14 protein-coding genes and 1 tRNA gene are annotated in these 16,683 nt (G+C 60.2%); 9 read left to right on the forward strand and 6 right to left on the reverse strand.

Translation table 11 applies throughout. The features are described from left to right. Nucleotides 1-5 precede the first annotated feature (5 nt). The 4 genes from IE111_RS12360 to glyA all read right to left on the reverse strand — a co-directional run bounded on the left by IE111_RS12360 (nucleotide 6) and on the right by glyA (nucleotide 5,228). Entirely contained in the window at nucleotides 6-1,391 is a 1,386-nt protein-coding gene (locus tag IE111_RS12360) for an L-serine ammonia-lyase (RefSeq protein WP_229805339.1), read from the reverse strand. Between the two features lie 380 nt (nucleotides 1,392-1,771). Then, entirely contained in the window at nucleotides 1,772-2,713 is a 942-nt protein-coding gene (locus IE111_RS12365; RefSeq protein WP_189609045.1) for a DMT family transporter, read from the reverse strand. 561 nt (nucleotides 2,714-3,274) lie between these two features. Next, nucleotides 3,275-3,847 (reverse strand): hypothetical protein, encoded by a 573-nt coding sequence (locus IE111_RS12370; RefSeq protein WP_189609047.1) that lies wholly within the window; start codon nucleotides 3,845-3,847, stop codon nucleotides 3,275-3,277. A 118-nt stretch (nucleotides 3,848-3,965) separates the two neighbouring features. Then, nucleotides 3,966-5,228, reverse strand: a complete 1,263-nt coding sequence (gene glyA / locus IE111_RS12375; RefSeq protein WP_189609049.1) for a serine hydroxymethyltransferase — start codon at nucleotides 5,226-5,228, stop codon at nucleotides 3,966-3,968. A 454-nt stretch (nucleotides 5,229-5,682) separates the two neighbouring features. Between glyA and ettA the strand changes: the two genes are divergently transcribed. The 9 genes from ettA (at nucleotide 5,683) to IE111_RS12420 (ending at nucleotide 14,554) form a co-directional block, all read left to right on the forward strand. Continuing rightward, nucleotides 5,683-7,338 carry an energy-dependent translational throttle protein EttA gene (gene ettA, locus IE111_RS12380; RefSeq protein ID WP_189609050.1) on the forward strand — a complete coding sequence of 552 codons (1,656 nt, stop codon included), beginning with the start codon at nucleotides 5,683-5,685 and terminating at the stop codon, nucleotides 7,336-7,338. A 392-nt stretch (nucleotides 7,339-7,730) separates the two neighbouring features. Further along, a complete protein-coding gene (locus IE111_RS12385) occupies nucleotides 7,731-9,722 on the forward strand; it encodes a putative bifunctional diguanylate cyclase/phosphodiesterase (protein WP_189609052.1) in 1,992 nt (663 codons plus the stop codon). Between the two features lie 87 nt (nucleotides 9,723-9,809). Next, nucleotides 9,810-9,894 (forward strand) — tRNA-Leu (locus IE111_RS12390). 368 nt (nucleotides 9,895-10,262) lie between these two features. Then, on the forward strand, nucleotides 10,263-11,339 hold the full coding sequence (locus IE111_RS12395; RefSeq protein WP_189609054.1) for a carbohydrate kinase: 1,077 nt from the start codon (nucleotides 10,263-10,265) through the stop codon (nucleotides 11,337-11,339). Further along, a complete protein-coding gene (locus tag IE111_RS12400; protein ID WP_189609056.1) occupies nucleotides 11,336-12,241 on the forward strand; it encodes a pseudouridine-5'-phosphate glycosidase in 906 nt (301 codons plus the stop codon). The genes IE111_RS12395 and IE111_RS12400 overlap by 4 nt, the downstream gene beginning before the upstream one ends. A gap of 190 nt (nucleotides 12,242-12,431) precedes the next feature. Then, the gene (locus IE111_RS12405) at nucleotides 12,432-13,169 is read left to right on the forward strand and encodes a substrate-binding periplasmic protein (protein ID WP_189609058.1); all 738 of its coding nucleotides are present in this window, start codon (nucleotides 12,432-12,434) and stop codon (nucleotides 13,167-13,169) included. Nucleotides 13,170-13,171: 2 nt separating this feature from the next. Beyond that, a complete protein-coding gene (locus tag IE111_RS12410) occupies nucleotides 13,172-13,438 on the forward strand; it encodes a Rho-binding antiterminator (RefSeq protein ID WP_189609060.1) in 267 nt (88 codons plus the stop codon). 55 nt (nucleotides 13,439-13,493) lie between these two features. Further along, a complete protein-coding gene (locus IE111_RS12415; protein ID WP_229805340.1) occupies nucleotides 13,494-13,940 on the forward strand; it encodes an ion channel in 447 nt (148 codons plus the stop codon). Between the two features lie 65 nt (nucleotides 13,941-14,005). After that, entirely contained in the window at nucleotides 14,006-14,554 is a 549-nt protein-coding gene (locus IE111_RS12420) for a DUF7482 domain-containing protein (protein WP_189609062.1), read from the forward strand. A 12-nt stretch (nucleotides 14,555-14,566) separates the two neighbouring features. Here IE111_RS12420 and IE111_RS12425 read toward each other — a convergent pair whose 3' ends face one another. Beyond that, nucleotides 14,567-15,079: a gamma carbonic anhydrase family protein gene (locus IE111_RS12425; protein WP_189609064.1), complete on the reverse strand. Its 513-nt coding sequence runs from the start codon at nucleotides 15,077-15,079 to the stop codon at nucleotides 14,567-14,569. 10 nt (nucleotides 15,080-15,089) lie between these two features. Continuing rightward, the gene (gene gcvT, locus IE111_RS12430; RefSeq protein WP_189609066.1) at nucleotides 15,090-16,217 is read right to left on the reverse strand and encodes a glycine cleavage system aminomethyltransferase GcvT; all 1,128 of its coding nucleotides are present in this window, start codon (nucleotides 16,215-16,217) and stop codon (nucleotides 15,090-15,092) included. Nucleotides 16,218-16,683 lie beyond the last annotated feature (466 nt).

A 16,683-nucleotide genomic window follows, 5' to 3' on the forward strand; every position in this document is an offset into this window, starting at 1 on the left:
CGCTCTCAGCACACCACGACGTTGACCGCGAGACCGCCCTGGGCGGTCTCTTTGTATTTGGAAGCCATGTCCTCCCCGGTCTGACGCATGGTCTCGATTACTTCATCCAGCGACACCCGATGGTCCCCCGGTTCGCGCAACGCGATGCGGGCGGCCTGGATTGCCTTGACCGCGCCGAAAGCGTTGCGTTCGATGCAGGGAATCTGCACCAGGCCGGCGATGGGGTCGCAGGTCATGCCCAGATGGTGCTCCATGGCGATCTCGGCGGCGTGTTCGGCCTGGGCCGCGGACCCGCCCAGTACAGCGGCCAGACCGGCCGCGGCCATGGAACTGGCGACGCCGATTTCACCCTGGCAGCCCATTTCGGCGGCTGAGATGGATGCATTGCGCTTATACAACCAGCCGATGGCCGCCGAAGTGAGCAGAAAATCCCGCTCGGCGGTCTCGCCCAGTTTGGGCAGGTGATTGCGGATGTAGGCGAGCACGGCCGGGATAACACCGGCCGACCCGTTGGTCGGTGCCGTCACTACCCGACCACCCGCCGCGTTTTCCTCGTTTACGGCCAGCGCGTAGACACTGACCCAATCGATCACACTGAGTTGATCGTCCTGGGCTTGTTTTTCCAGCGACTGCGCCATGCGCGACGCCCGACGTTGAACCTGAATGCCGCCCGGCAGTGGCCCTTCCAGACGCATGCCCCGGTCGAGGCAGGCGAACATGGCATCGATGATGTGGACACACCAGGCCTGGACATCGGCTTCGGACGTTCCCAGGCCGATTTCGTTGGCCAGGGTGATGTCGGCGATGGACCGGTCATGGGCTTGCGCCTGCTCGAGCAGTTCATCGGCATTGAAATAGGGGAAGGGTCGTTTGTCCGGGAATTCCGCCAACAGGTCCCGCTGGGCCGAGTTCTTGGCCAGTTCATTGGCGATGGCGCCACCGCCCACGGAGTACCAGGTTTCGCTGAGCAGGGCGATGCCGTGTTCGTCCTCGGCGGTGAACCGCATGCCGTTCGGGTGTTCGGGCAGAAAGATGTCCCTGAAGAAACGAACGCTCTCGGCCATGGAGAAGCGCAGCTCCGGTCCGCCCGGCAAGGGCAGCTGTTCTTCGGTCTTGACCTTGAGGAAGGTCTGGTCGGCGACTTCGGGATCGACGGTGGCGGGGTCGAGTCCGCAAAAGCCCAGCACCACGGCTTTGTCGGTGCCGTGACCGACGCCGGTCAACGCCAGGGATCCGTAGAGGTCGGCCCGCAGTTGGTGTACCTGGTCCAGCAGGTGTTTCTCGTTCAGGTGCTGGATGAACCGCTCGGCGGCACGCATGGGGCCGAGGGTGTGGGACGATGAGGGGCCGAGCCCGACCTTGAACAGATCAAGAACGGAATAGGGTTGCACGAGGTGCGATCTCCTGAGCTTTTTGTGTGTCATCAAACTGACTCAGAAGCCCGGATTCGGCAATGGCAGGTTCGGTATTGGTGGCTGTGGATAATGTCCAGCCGATTGTACAGTGGCCTATCTACCATCGGTGGCGGTGGTCCGCGTTGGAGGTCCGGGGATACTCACTCCGGGTCGGCGTGAATCCGTCCATGGAGCCTAGACCACAGCATCCCTGCTGTGGAGTCCCCTGCGTGAGTACCCCCGGACCTCCAACGCTCGTTCCTGAACCACGTTAGCAATCACTTGCCTCACGAGTAGGGCAGAAGAGCCTAAGGCGACATCTGCCGAGTGGGCGAAGCCCACCCAAACCACCCAACATGACAATCGCCACAACCCCCCTACCCCGTAACCGGCGGCGGCGCCTCGGGCGAAGAAAGCTCATCCTTGCGCTTACGTCTCCGCTCCTGACTCAAATAAACCCCGATAAACACCATCCCGATCGCGATCCACTGCCCCCAGGTCAACCGCTCGCCCAGCAAGGCCATGGAGAACAACAGGGTAAAAGCGGGCAGCAGGTTGGTGTATCCAGCCGCGACAGTGGCCTTGAGATAGGTCAGCGAATAGTTATACAACCCATAGGCACCCAGAGTGACCACCAGGCCGAGGTAGACCAGCAAACCGGCGGTGTGTGTGGAGATGGTCTCGGGCCAATCGGAGGCCAGTGCCAGCGGCAGGAAGAACACGGAGCCGACGAAGCTTTGCAATGCGGTCAGGAAGAAAGCCGAATACCGTCGGGTGAGATGCTTGACCATGAGCGTATAGCCGACGGCGCTGCACATGGCGAGCAGTTCGAGGAAGTTGCCGAGAGCGGCGTTGGGGGCTTGGTCGTCGTCTTCGCCGGTGACGGTCATCCAGACGACGCCGGCGACGGCAACGGCGAAGCCGAGCCATTGGCGCCAGTGGGAGCGTTCGCGCAGGATGAAGAAGGCGGCGATGGCGGTCAGCAAGGGCAACATGGCGGTGATCATGCCGGCCTGGCCGGCACTGGTGTATTGCAGGGCCTTGGCTTCGAAAATGAAGTAAAGGCAGGGTTCGAACAGGGCCATGCCGAGCAGGTATTTCCAGTCGCCGGTCTGGTAGTTGAAGCCGTGCCGCAGCCAGGGCCATACGACGAGGAAGGCAAGTGCGCCGATGGACATGCGCATAAAGACGACGATCATGGGGGCGAGGTCGTTGACGGCGATTTTCAGTGCGATGAAGGAGCTGCCCCAGATGAACATGGCGAGCAGCAGGGCGAGGTGCGCTCTTAGCGTGACGTTTGCGAAACTGAGTGTGCCCATGATCATGCCTCCCAAGTGAAGCGAGGCATTGTGCACGATTCCGTTGGTTGGAACAGGGGTAGAGGCGCGATTCTGGAAGGGGTGGTCGGGGTTGGTTCAGTGCCTTGGGACCATGCCTGTGGCTTGGTTGTCCTTTCTACGGTGCCATCGGTCCGTGCCCAAGGCCGGGTATGCTTCTCCGGGGACCGCTTTAAACCCATCCATGGGCGCTTAACTTCGGTCCGGGCTGGCGCTCCAGTCCTGCCTCAGATATCCCCTCCGAAGCAAAACTGGCCTCGGGCACTCGGTTCAGTGGTATCCCATACACATGCTTGTGTAACTCGTAGGGTGGGCATCGCCCACCATGGAAGAATGAATCACCACTCCCCTTCCGACCGGCCCAATTCCAAATAAATCGCATTTTCCGGAGACGCAATATCCTTCCATGGTGGGCGGTGCCCACCCTACAAGGCTCGGTTCATCCGTCGCTCACCCAATTCCACGCTTCCATATCCAACCTGTCAGGTAGGTTGGATCGGCCGACGCTTCGGTAGCCCGAAGAGCGTAATCCAGCACTCTCGCCTACCACTCCACATTCACCAGAATATCCATCTCGGCGCGAATCGTAACATCGTCGCTAGGCGGATTTCCGCTTGCATCAACATGCACATACAGATCCTTCTCGCGCAAAAATTGGCCAATATTTTGATCAGTAAGGGTTAGGCTTAGCGTGCGCTGCCCTTTCTCGGGTTCTTCCCCCGACTCAATAAACGCAACCTGTGCTTCTACAAGTCCCGAGTCACTGTCTGGATCATCATGTTTATCGTCATCATCAAAATAGACTTCCATTCCATCAATGAACGCTAAATCATCACTCTCTTCGCTGATCACTTCCAAATAAAACCGGGTTACGTACGACTCACCGATATTATTGCGGCCTATATTGTTGTTCTCGAATGCCGAAGTCTGGGTAATATCGAACGATACAAAATCACCGCCGAAATCGAACACCCCCAAAGTCTGACCGGCTATGCTTCCTTCGACCTCCGTTTCACTGGTCGCAGTGACTTCGACTTTGGATAATCGATCCAGGGCATCACAGCCGGCAAGCAATACACTCGATAAAACCATCAGGTGGGCAAACACTCGGTACATCAAGGCTCCGCTCCTCAGGTCTAATTCACATAAAAAAGGGAGGCTTAAAGCCTCCCTTTGAGTGGTGTCAGTCTACGGGCCGGCTGTTATTTTTCAACCGACCGATTCGCAATCTAGCTTATTGATAGACCGGCAACCGCTTGCAGACGTCCAGAACCTTGCCTTTCACCTCGTCGATCACGGCGTCGGCATTCCCACTTTCCAGACCGTCCAGGACATCACAAATCCAGCCGGCAAGCTCAGCCGCTTCACCTTCCTTAAACCCACGGCTGGTGATGGCGGGGGTGCCAATGCGCAGACCGGAGGTGACGAACGGGGAGCGCGGGTCGTTGGGCACAGCGTTCTTGTTGACGGTGATATTGGCGCGACCCAGGGCGGCGTCGGCGTCTTTACCGGTGTATTCCTTGCCGATCAGGTCGACCAGGAAGAGGTGGTCTTCGGTACCGCCGGAGACGATGTTGATGTCGCGCTCGAGAAAGACGTCGACCATGGCCTTGGCATTCTTGACGACCTGCTGCTGGTAGGCCTTGAAGTCGTCGGACATGGCTTCCTTGAAGCAGATCGCCTTGGCGGCGATGACGTGCATCAGCGGGCCGCCCTGGCTTTCCGGGAAGACGGAAAAGTTGAGCTTCTTGTTCAACTCCTCGTCCTCGCGAGCGAGGATCAGGCCGCCGCGCGGGCCACGCAGGGTCTTGTGAGTCGTGGTGGTAACGACATCGGCATACGGCACCGGGCTCGGGTAGACACCGGCGGCGATCAAGCCGGCGACGTGCGCCATGTCGACCAGCAGGTAAGCGCCCACTTCGTCGGCGATCTTGCGGAACCGGGCCCAGTCGATGATCTGAGAGTAAGCGGAGAAGCCGGCAATGATCATCTTCGGCTTGTGTTCGCGCGCCAATTGCTCGACCTGCTCGTAGTCGATTTCGCCAGTCTCGGGGTTCAGGCCATATTGGACAGCGTTATAGATACGGCCGGAAAAAGAGACGGAAGCGCCATGGGTCAGGTGACCACCGTGAGCCAGGCTCATGCCCAGAACAGTGTCGCCCGGCTCGCAGAGCGCCATGAAGACAGCGGCATTGGCCTGGGAGCCCGAATGCGGCTGGACGTTGGCGTAACCGGCACCAAACAGTTCCTTGGCACGCTCAATAGCCAGATTCTCGACCACATCGACGTATTCACAGCCACCGTAATAACGCTTGCCGGGATAGCCTTCGGCGTATTTATTGGTCAGTTGGGAGCCCTGCGCCTGCATGACGCGCGGCGAGGTATAGTTCTCCGACGCGATCAGTTCAATGTGTTCTTCCTGACGTTTACGCTCATCTTCCATGGCGTTCCAGACGTCGGCATCGAAATCGGCGATGGTATCTTTGGTGTCGAACATGGCTGTCTCCCGCTCACTTAAATAGAAATGGCTGACCAAAGCTGACTCGTCACGCTGATTCGGAGTTCGTTGAAGTGGCAGAACCCGCACCGGCTGCCGGGTAGACCTATCCGGGGTCGCCGTGAACCCATCCATGGGGGCTTGACGACAGCCATCCTGGCTGTCGACATCCCCGGATAGGTCTACCCGGCATCCGGCGCTAGTCATCAACAAGCTCCAAATCCTGAATCATCAGACAGCTTTGGCTCAGTCATTCCGGGGGTTTCCGAGGAGGGCGTATTGTACATAATGCGGCCGCCATTCCCACTGTTTTGAGCCCCGGCACTTTCCAAAAGCCGGCCAATTCAATACCCTATGACCCCTAAAAATTCAGCCCTCGGGAACCGCATACCTCACCGAACAGCGGTCGCTCCCTTTCCACCCTCCATTGTCATTCATTGCTAAAGGTGCTCAGGTGGCTCAATACGTATTCACGATGAACCGTGTCGGCAAGATCGTTCCGCCGAAACAGGAAATCCTCAAAGACATCTCCCTGTCGTTCTTCCCGGGCGCCAAAATCGGCGTGCTCGGCCTGAACGGCGCCGGTAAATCCACACTTCTGCGCATCATGGCCGGCGTGGACAAAGAGTACATCGGCGAAGCCCGTCCGCAGCCCGACCTGAACATCGGCTACCTGCCGCAGGAACCGGAACTGGACGACTCCAAGACCGTCCGCGAAACCGTCGAGGAAGCCCTGGCGCACATCCACGAAGCCCAAGCCCGGCTGGAAGAAATCTACGCCGCCTACGCCGAGCCTGACGCCGACTTCGACAAGCTCGCCACCGAACAACAGAAGCTCGAAAACATCCTCGCCACCTCCGATGGTCACAACCTCGAGAACAAACTCGAGCAGGCCGCCGACGCCCTGCGTCTGCCGCCCTGGGAAGCCCCGGTCAAGCAACTGTCCGGTGGTGAGCGTCGCCGCGTCGCCCTGTGCCGGCTGCTGCTGTCCAACCCCGACATGCTGCTGCTCGACGAACCGACCAACCACCTCGACGCCGAATCCGTCGCCTGGCTCGAACGCTTCCTGCACGAATTCACCGGCACCGTCGTCGCCATTACGCACGATCGTTACTTCCTCGATAACGTCGCCGGCTGGATCCTCGAACTCGACCGCGGCCATGGCATCCCCTTCGAAGGCAACTACAGCCAATGGCTGGAGCAGAAAGAAAAACGCCTCGAAATGGAATCCAAGCAACAGGCGTCGCACGAAAAAGCCATCAAGTCCGAGCTAGAGTGGGTCCGTCAGAACGCCAAGGGTCGTCAGGCCAAATCCAAGGCCCGTCTGCGCCAGTTCGAAGAAATGAACTCGCGCGAATTCCAGACCCGCAACGAAACCAACGAAATCTACATTCCACCTGGCCCGCGCCTGGGTGACATCGTCATCGAAGCCGACGGTGTCGCGAAATCGTACGACGACAACCTGCTCTACGACGACCTCAACTTCACCGTCCCCCCGGGCGCCATCGTCGGTGTCATCGGCGGCAACGGTGCCGGTAAGTCCACCCTGTTCAAAATGATCGCGGGCCAGGAACAGCCGGACCAGGGCAACATCCGCGTCGGCGAAACCGTGAAACTCGCCTACGTCGGTCAGATGCGCGAACTCGACGGCGACAACACCGTCTGGGAAGAAGTCTCCGACGGCCAGGACATCATCTCCGTGGGCGGCTACGAAATTCCCTCGCGCGCCTACATCGGTCGCTTCAACTTCAAGGGCAACAGCCAGCAGAAGTACGTCAAGCAACTGTCCGGCGGTGAACGCAACCGTCTCAACCTGGCCAAATTGCTCAAAGAAGGCGGCAACGTCCTCTTGCTCGACGAACCGACCAACGACCTCGACGTCGAAACCCTGCGCGCCCTGGAAGAAGCCCTACTCGCCTTCCCCGGCAGCGCCATCGTCATCTCGCACGATCGCTGGTTCCTCGACCGGGTCGCGACCCACATCCTCGCCTTCGAGGGTGACTCCAAGGCGGTATTCTTCGAAGGCAACTTCACCGAGTACGATGCCGACTACCGTAAGCGCACCGGCAACGAAGGCCCCAAACGGATGAAATACAAGCGGATTCAATGACGCTGAGTTCGGCGGACAAACCCGCACCGGCTGCCGGGTTGACCTATTCGGGGTCGCCGTGAACCCATCCATGGGGGCTTGGCGACAGCCATCCATGGCTGTCGACATCCCCGAATAGGTCAACCCGGCATCCGGCGCTAGCCATCAGTGAACTCAGAGCCTTGAGTCAAAAAAATTTAAACTGGGGCACCGTGGTGAATGTCGGAGTAACCACGAATGCCTAGTGACCTGGGCCGGGGGTGCTCTGGAGGGGACATCTGAGCCATGGATGGCGAAGTTAAGCCCCCATGGAAGGGTTCACGGCGGTCCCCGGAAGAGCGCGCCCGGCCCAGGTCACGGGTTTAAGGCACTCAACCCAACCGAAGTCCTTTGGTATTGAAGTCGAGGATGTTATGAACGCTAGGTCAGATCAGTCGGGTGTAAACATCCCCGGCGGCCAAAAACGCCCACTGGCTAAAAAACTGGGCATCCTCGTTGGCCTCGGCTTCGGAGCCGGCCTCTTCATGGCGCTCGGCATCTGGCTGTTCACCCTCGGGCTCGGCCCCTCGGGCGGTGTCTTCGGCACGCTCGCCCTGTTCGCCAGCTTCGCGATGATCATCGCCACCATCCGCGTTTACGCCTCCGTCGCGCTTTCCATCGCCCAGAACGACCAGAAACACCTGCAAAACGCCCTGATTCAAGCCAAGGACATGCTCGACACCAGCAAACAGCTGCGTGACGAACACGTCCTGTTGCAGAGCCTGTTCCAGAACCTGCCCTTCCCCACCTGGCTCAAGGATCGGTTCGGGCGCTATCTGGTCGTCAACGATGCCCTGCAGACACAATGGTGTGATGGCAAAAGCCCCAAGGGTGAGACCGACGCCGATGTGCTCAACCCCACCCTGTCCGAAGCCTTCATGGCCGCCGACGAACAGGCGCTGAAAACGCTCAAGCGGCAAGTGCTTGAACTGAAAATGGACATCACCGGACAGGAACCGCGCTGGTACCGCATCGAGCGCCACCCGTTGGTCGGTGAGGACCGCAACCCGGTCGGTGTACTCGGCTTCGCCATCGACATCACCGCTTATAAAGCCGTCGATGAAGAGTTGCGCGCCGGTCAATGGGTCGACCCGGTCACCGAATTCTCTAACCAGCAAGGTCTGCGCCGCTTCATGGACGATGACACCGCTTATGAGGACGATCTCTGGTGCCTGCACATCGACATCGACCATTTCAAGGTTTTAAACGACTCCATGGGCAATGACGCCGGCGACCAGTTGCTCGGCCAGCTCGCCAAACGGGTCGAGCACCTCAGCGCCGAGGAGGATTTCCTGGCCCGCACCGGCGCGGACGAGTTTGTGTTGTTCTGGTACGCCCACCCGAACCCGGCCGAGGATGACCGTCCCGAACGGCTGGAAGACCTGCACAATCAGTTGAAGCAGCCGTTCGCGATTGGCGACAGCAGTTACAGCTTTACGGTCTCCATTGGCGCCGCCAAAGCCCCGCACCATGGGCACAGCCCCAGCGAGTTGCACCAGAATGCCGGCGTCGCCCTGTTCAACGCCAAAAAACGCGGCCGCAACCAGATTCATTGGTACCACACCGATTATGAAGACCAGGCCCAGCGGCGCCTGAACAAGGCTCAGACCCTGAAGCGTGCGCTCGAACAGCAGGATCTGGAAATTCACCTGCAGCCGCGGATCGATTGCCGAACCGGTGAGATCCAGGCGCTGGAGTCTCTGGTCCGGCTAAAAGCCGACCAGGGCGACCTGATCTACCCCGGTCACTTTATGGAACTGGCCGAGCACAACGGTTCGGTGCGCGAACTGGACCGCTGGGTGCTGGAACAGACGCTGATGTTGATCGCCCGTCAGTTGAACGAGGGCGCCCATCCGATGATGATCGGCGTTAACCTCAGCGTGCAGAGCATCAACGACGACACCCTGCGCTACCTGAAGGCCTGGTACGACCGTAAACCGGATACCTTGCAGTATCTCGAGATCGAGATCACCGAACACCATTTGCCCGAAGCCAACGGTGGTTTCCGTGACCAGTTGGAACGCCTGTCCAGCCTCGGCATCACCCTGGCGCTGGACGATTTCGGTTCCGGCTACGCCAATCTCTCCCGTCTGCCGGACCTGCCGTTCCAGGTGATCAAGCTGGACCGCAGCTTTATCCACGATCTGCCGCGATACGATAAGCAAATGGCCGTGGTCAAGGCGGTCATCGATCTGTGCCAGTCGTTATCGATCGAGGTCGTGGCTGAAGGAGTGGAGACCGAGGAAGAGCTGAATGCGGTCGCCGGGCTGGGTTGCTACAGCATCCAGGGCTTTGTCTACGCCAAGCCCCGGCCGCTGTCCGAGGCCATCGAGTGGTTCGAGCAGCGGCGATTGGCGCGACAGTAAAGGAGCCTCCAAAAGCGTGCTTGCACCGGCCGGGTGAATTCATTACTATCCCGGCCCGACTTGGGGAGCGCCCGCTCCCCGATCTTCGCGGACGTGGTGGAATTGGTAGACACGCCAGATTTAGGTTCTGGTGCCGCAAGGTGTGAGAGTTCGAGTCTCTCCGTCCGCACCATTTTATATTCCTTTCCCGAGAATCGGCGTCCCGCCGTATTGGTTTCTGTTTCCCAAGGTATTGTTTTTGCCACTTCAGTTGGTGCCTGGGTTGGTTTTTGTGCCAATGGTCCGAACCGCGACTGGCGCGTCTTTCCTTGGTGCGCGGTGCGCACCCTACGACAGTCAGGTAGGTTGGATTAGCTCGAAGAGCGTAATCCAACATCCCGTTTTGCCCCCAGATCGACATAACCTGAATTGTTGGATTACGTCCCTTCGGTCCTAATCCAACCTACTAGTACCCTCGGCGGCGAGACGCCAGCATTCTCCAGTTGTATTTCCGGTGGTTTTCGGCCACAATTAACACTTGTTATCAATGAAACACTTGTTATGTCCACCAACGAACAACGCCTGCTCGCGGCCATCCGCCGCAACCCGCTGGCCACTCAGCAACAACTGGCCGACGAACTCGGCCTGAGCCGGGAGTCCGTCGCCGGGCACATCATGCGGCTCACGCGACAGGGCAAGATTCTGGGCAAGGGCTATTTGCTGCCGGAACAGGATCGCATCGTCGTCATCGGCGGCGCCAATGTGGACCTGACCGGTACCTCGGCTGACCGGTTTCGTCCGGGTGATTCCAACCCGGGTCATTTGACTCAGAGCGCCGGCGGCGTGGGCCGGAACATCGCCGAAAACCTGGCTCGGCTGGGACACGATGTCACGCTGGTGACCTTGCTGGGCCACGATGCCAACGGCGATTGGTTGCGCGACCGCATCCAGGCGGCCGGAATCCGCACGGAAGGGCTGCTGCGCCATGCCGATCGGCCCACCAGCTCGTATCTGGCGATGAACGATGAACGCGGTCAACTGATCGGCGCCATCGCCGATATGGGCATCATCGATGACCTGACGCCGGAGCGGCTTGGGCCACTGCAATCGTTGCTGGTCTCGGCCACGACCGTGGTTGTGGAAGCGAACGTGCCGCAGCCGACCCTGGCCTGGCTCGCCGATCTGCCGTTGCGCGGCCGGCTGTACGCCGATGCGGTCTCCACCGCCAAAGCGCCGCGACTGACGCCCTTGTTGCAGCACCTCACCGGCCTCAAGGTCAATCAAAACGAGGCGGCCGCCATACTGAACGAACCGGAGGCTGACCGAGCGACTCTGGTCGACCGCTTGCTGGCGTTCGGCCTGGAAACACTGGCGCTGAGTCTCGGCGAGGAAGGCCTGCTGCTGGCCGGACTGGAAGAGCAATGCCAGCGACCGGTGTACCGGGCCGATGTCCGCAGCGATACCGGTGCGGGCGATGCACTGCTGGCCGGGCTCATTCACGGCCAGTTGACCGACCGCACTCTGGACGACCAGGCCGCCTTCGCCCTCGGCTGCGCCGGCATGACGCTGGAATCCGACCGGGCCAATCACCCCCAACTCACCGAACCCCAGGTACTGGAATGGATCGCACAACGATGACTCCCTATCTCGACATTCACCCCGAGGTCGCCGAGGCGCTGGCCGACAATCGTCCGGTCGTCGCCCTGGAAAGCACCATTATTTCACACGGCATGCCCTGGCCGGACAATTTCGACATGGCCCGCCAGGTTGAGCAGATCATCCGCGATGCCGGCGCCGTCCCGGCGACCATCGCCATTCTCGAAGGTCGACTCAAGGCCGGTTTGAGCGAGGCGGAGATCGAAACACTGGCCAAGGCCGGTCAGGACGTCGCCAAGTGCTCGCGCCGCGACCTGCCCTATGTGGTCGCCCGCGGCCAGCACGGCGCCACCACCGTGGCCGCGACCATGATCATCGCCGAAATGGCCGGCATCCGGGTGTTCGCCACCGGCGGCATCGGCGGTGTACACCGGGGCGCCCAGCAGACCTTCGACATCTCCGCCGATCTGCAGGAACTGGCCCACACCTCGGTGGCCGTGGTCTGCGCCGGCGCCAAATCCATCCTGGATCTGGGCCTGACGCGGGAATACCTGGAAACCCAGGGCGTGCCGGTACTCGGCTACCGGACCGACACGTTGCCCGCCTTCTACACACGTGACTCGGATGAGACGGTCGATTACAGGATGGACAGCGATACCGATATCGCCGCCTTCCTGAACGCCAAGTGGCACATGGGTCTGAACGGGGGCGTTGTCATCGCCAACCCGATTCCTAACGAATACGCGATGGACAAGTCGGCCATCGACAACGCCATTGAGCAGGCGTTGCGCGAAGCCGAAGAGCAGGAGATTCACGGCAAGGCGTCCACCCCCTTCCTGTTGTCACGGGTCGCCGAACTGACCGGTGGCGACAGCCTGGCCGCCAACATCCAATTGGTCTTCAACAACGCCCGGCTGGCTACGGCCATCGCCAAAGCCTTGTAACACCCGGCTGAAAAAGCCGTGATTGATCACCCCCGTGGCGCTCCAAAGTCACGGGGTGTATGAAATCCTCCTAAATGAGGGTTGACCTCATGACAAGGGTGAAAAAGTAACCTAAAGTTACGGTAGGAGTCGTACCGGATTTCAAGGAGTGTCTTATCCAAAAGCCCCGATAATAAGAGGTTACTCCCCAATGAGAGCCAGACTGAGCCGCTGTCTGCTGGTTGCCCTGCCCCTATTGTTCGCCGCCACACTGGCCCACGCCGAGGATCTGCCCAAGGTTTATCTTTATACCGAGAATTACGGCACCTTCAATTACACCCTAGATGGCGGTAATTACGCCCATTTCCGCGACGATATCGGCGGCAGCGCCACCGAAATCGTCAAAATGATGTTCGCCGAGGCCGGCATCGAGTATCGGCTTCGATTACGCACCTGGTCGGTTTCTTATGAACGGGCTCTGGAGCGCCCGAATTACGGCGTTTATTCCACCGCCCGGACGGAATTGCGAGAAGACCTGTTTAACTGGATCGGCCCGGTTGGACAATATAACTGGATCCTGATGGCCAAACCGGGCCATACCCTGAACATCCAGTCGATCGAGGATATCCGCGATCTGCGCATCGGCGGTTACGAAGGCGATGCCGCCACCAGTTTTCTGCAAAACGAAGGGTTCAACGTATCGACCCTGCCGAACGAATCGCTTAATGCCCAGCGCCTGCACCAGGACTTGATCGATGTCTGGATCACCTCGGACATAAACGGCTACAAGCTGGCCGAAGAAGCCGGTTACGAGGTTGAGGAAGCCTTTCGCCTGAGAACTCTGGAACTCTACCTGGCCATGAACAAGGAAACGGATCCCCGGGTACTGACCCAGTTACAGCAGGCTTACGACAATCTGATCGCCTCGGGCGACATCCAGTTCGATTGATCATGCCCGACGCCGACCCCTTCATTCTGGACTGCGATCTCCACGACTACCTGGAGATCGCCTGTCTGTTCCACTATCGGGTAAGGCTGATCCTGACCGACCAGGCGCCCGTGGAAGGGGTCGCCCGAACCACGCTGACCGAATCCGGGTCCCGCGAGTGGCTTCGTCTCGACATCGGCTCTGAACATCGGGACATCGAGCTGCACCGGCTCAAGCAATTGGAAGTACTGACCCCGAACGCACGCTTCAGGGAGGTCCGCTTTCGCTGACCGGGGTTCGGACCTGATACACTGCCGGGATTAACGACTCTTCCGGATCGATCACATGAACCTGGACACGGCTCATTTACTGGTGGCCGGCACCACCATCGTGCTGGTCATCTTCTCCGTATTGCTGCACTACGAATCCTTTTTTGTACTCAGCCGCCACCTGGATCGGACCCGGCGTTCGCAGCGTTATCGCATTCTGGTCCTGTTCTTCAGTTTGCTGGTGATCCACGTGATTCAGATCTGGCTGTTCGGCAGCTTCGCCTGGTGGTTGTCTCACTTCCCGCAGGCCGGCAATCTGACCGGGCCCTATCCGCTCGGTATGCTCGACTACATCTACATGTCGGCCATCACCTACACGACTCTGGGATACGGCGATCTGATTCCGGTCGGCCCGATCCGTTTCGTATACGGCACCGAAGGTCTGGTGGGCTTCGGTCTGATCACCTGGTCCGCCACCATGACCTTTCTGGAAGTGCAGAAACACTGGCAGCAACGACATTGAGCGAAACGCAGGAGACGTCTGCTAGTCTGAAGCGGCATACACCTGAGGAATGGGGATGAACCACCATGTTTGATCGATGGCTGAGTGGCTGTCTGGCCGTGTTAGTGCTGACCGGTTGCGCCGGCCTGTCCCAACCGACCGATGTGAGTACGCCCGCCATCACCCTGCCGTTGATACCGGCCTGGTATGAGGGCCGCAAGCTGTACTACATCAGTACCGATGCCTGGCCGCGCAGCGCGGCTGTCGACAAAGGCGTCAACTATGCGCCCCGACTGCGCGACAGCCTGCCACCGCGCCCCAAACCCCCGGAACTGAAAACGGTGCTGGAGCGCATTTACGCATTCCCGAATGGGGAGCAAGCGAGCGTGGTACCCTCCGCGCCCGACCCCATCGGCGCCGACAGCACGAACCGCCCCTACAGCCCGCTCTGGCTGCTGTATGAAGTGACGTGGAATGAGCCCGAACAGCAAAGAGAGCTGACCTCGGAAAGCGCGCTGTTCGAGGCTGAACGTCAGGGCTGGATTACCATCTCAGCCACCGACATGGTGGTGAACTGCCCTATTGTGGCCGATGCCGAGGGTAACCGCCTGCCGGGCACAAGGCTGCATTGGTAGGGGCGCTGGCCGTCAGCGGTTCCGGTAACGGCGGGCCAGCTTGATGTAGTGTTCGGCATCCCAGCGGATGAAATCGAGATCCGCCTGGGTCAGGTCACGCAGCTTGCGCGCCGGTGAACCGGCCCAGAGCTCGCCGGAGGGAACCCGTTTGCCCGGTGTCAGCATGGCGCCCGCCGCGAGCATCGACCCCGGTTCCAGTTCCGCCCCGTCCAACACGATGGCCCCGATGCCGACCAGGCTCTCATCGCCGATGGTGCAGCCGTGCAGACGGGCTCCATGACCGACGGTCACCCGATCGCCGATGCGGGTCGGGTGGGTATCGAGCGAGACGTGGATCACGGTGCCATCCTGGATATTGCTGCCCGCTCCCACCCGTATCCAGTGATCATCGCCGCGCAGGACGCTGCCGTACCAGACGCTGCTGTCCGGACCCAGAGTGACATCGCCGACCACGGCCGCGCCGGTGGCCACGAACGCCGAGGCGTCGATCGTCGGGGTGATGTCGTTCCAGGGTTCGATGATCATGACATTGGCCTCAACCGCGGTGATAACGCTGCGCGACGAAGGGCATCTTGCTGACGGTCATCGGCAGACGCTTGCCGCGCACTTCGGCGAAGACCTGGGTGTCCAGTGGGCTGTATTCGGTTTCGACATAGCCCATGGCCACCGGGAAACCGGCGCTCGGGCCGAAGGTGCCGCTGGTGACAACGCCGATTTTGTCGCCGGCTTCGTTGAACAGTTCGGTACCTTCGCGTACCGGAGCGCGGCCTTCGCCTTTGAGGCCGACACGCTTGCGGGTCCAGTTCCTGTTCGCGATCTGGTCGAGAATCACCGAATCACCCAGGAAACCGCCCGGTCGTTCGCCGTCGGCGCGACGCGGCTTGGAGATGGCCCAGATCAGGCTGGCTTCGAGCGGCGTCGTGGTGGTGTCGATGTCGTGGCCGTAGAGACACAGGCCGGCTTCCAGGCGCAGCGAGTCGCGCGCGCCGAGGCCGATGGATTCGACGTCTTCGAAGTCCAGCAATGTGCGGACGATGCGTTCGGCGTCACCGGCCGGGATGGAGATCTCGAATCCGTCCTCGCCGGTGTAGCCGCTGCGGGAGACGAAACAGGCGGCACCGTCGATCTCCAGTTGCCGATTGTCCATGAATACCATGTCTTGAACCGCCGGTTGCAAGCGGGCCAGTACATCGGCCGCTTTCGGCCCCTGCAGTGCGACCAGCGCGCGGTCGTCGAGTTCCTCCAGGGTGAGGTTGTCCGGCAGGTGCTTGCGCAGGTGGGCGACGTCTTCTTCCTTGCAGGCGGCGTTGACGACGAGGTAGTACCAGTCGCCATAATGGGTGACCATGAGGTCGTCGAGGATGCCGCCTTGCTCGTTGGTCAGCAGGGCGTAGCGTTGCTTGCCTTCGGGCAGGTCGATGATGTCGACCGGGACGAGTTTTTCGAGGGCGGCCGCGGTGTTCGGGCCGGCGAGACGCAGTTGGCCCATGTGGGAGACGTCGAACAGGCCGGCGGCGGCCCGGGTGTGCAGGTGTTCCTGTTTGACGCCCAACGGGAACTGGACGGGCATGTTGTAGCCGGCGAAGGGGACCATGCGGGCGCCGAGTTCGATGTGCAGTTGGGTCAGCGGGGTGGTGTTCAGTTTGTCCTGTGTCGCCGTCATGGGGTCACCTGTTGTTGTTCATCGATACCAAATCGGTGGTCGCCTACCAGCGTAGACGACATCGTGGCCCGATGATGCACTAAGTGACGCTTGTTTCCAATAGGAAACCCGGGGAAACTTTTTGTCCTGTGGCTTCGGTTCGGCCTGTTTACCCCTTCAGTGGCAGGGTCCGGGCCGGGGGCCGGGTTAGCCTCGCCGGGGTCGCCGTGAACCCGTCCATGGGGGCTTGACCGCAGCATCCATGCTGCGCACATCCCCGGAGAGGCCAACCCGGCCCCCGGCCCTCAGTCCTATGCCACTTAGTTCCGTAGGGTGGGCACCGCCCACCATGGACAACCCTACTCTTTACTCAAACACCGCCCCCGTAGATACTCCGTTTAGCGTCAAGCCTTAAAATGCTCATCGCTGAACAAAAGCGCACTATCAAACGGCGTTTCATTCTTCATGCAAGCCCAGATACCAGTCA

It is taken from the genome of Saccharospirillum salsuginis (genome assembly GCF_014651855.1).
Classification (GTDB): domain Bacteria; phylum Pseudomonadota; class Gammaproteobacteria; order Pseudomonadales; family Natronospirillaceae; genus Saccharospirillum; species Saccharospirillum salsuginis.

Bases quoted from the DNA above. Each gene is read 5' to 3' on its own strand.
- IE111_RS12425 (WP_189609064.1), bottom strand. From the start codon at position 15,079: ATGATCATCGAACCCTGGAACGACATCACCCCGACGATCGACGCCTCG.
- IE111_RS12405 (WP_189609058.1), top strand. From the start codon at position 12,432: ATGAGAGCCAGACTGAGCCGCTGTCTGCTGGTTGCCCTGCCCCTATTG.
- IE111_RS12395 (WP_189609054.1), top strand. From the start codon at position 10,263: ATGTCCACCAACGAACAACGCCTGCTCGCGGCCATCCGCCGCAACCCG.
- glyA (WP_189609049.1), bottom strand. From the start codon at position 5,228: ATGTTCGACACCAAAGATACCATCGCCGATTTCGATGCCGACGTCTGG.
- IE111_RS12385 (WP_189609052.1), top strand. From the start codon at position 7,731: ATGAACGCTAGGTCAGATCAGTCGGGTGTAAACATCCCCGGCGGCCAA.
- IE111_RS12415 (WP_229805340.1), top strand. From the start codon at position 13,494: ATGAACCTGGACACGGCTCATTTACTGGTGGCCGGCACCACCATCGTG.
- IE111_RS12370 (WP_189609047.1), bottom strand. From the start codon at position 3,847: ATGTACCGAGTGTTTGCCCACCTGATGGTTTTATCGAGTGTATTGCTT.
- IE111_RS12400 (WP_189609056.1), top strand. From the start codon at position 11,336: ATGACTCCCTATCTCGACATTCACCCCGAGGTCGCCGAGGCGCTGGCC.
- gcvT (WP_189609066.1), bottom strand. From the start codon at position 16,217: ATGACGGCGACACAGGACAAACTGAACACCACCCCGCTGACCCAACTG.
- IE111_RS12365 (WP_189609045.1), bottom strand. From the start codon at position 2,713: ATGGGCACACTCAGTTTCGCAAACGTCACGCTAAGAGCGCACCTCGCC.
- IE111_RS12410 (WP_189609060.1), top strand. From the start codon at position 13,172: ATGCCCGACGCCGACCCCTTCATTCTGGACTGCGATCTCCACGACTAC.
- IE111_RS12420 (WP_189609062.1), top strand. From the start codon at position 14,006: ATGTTTGATCGATGGCTGAGTGGCTGTCTGGCCGTGTTAGTGCTGACC.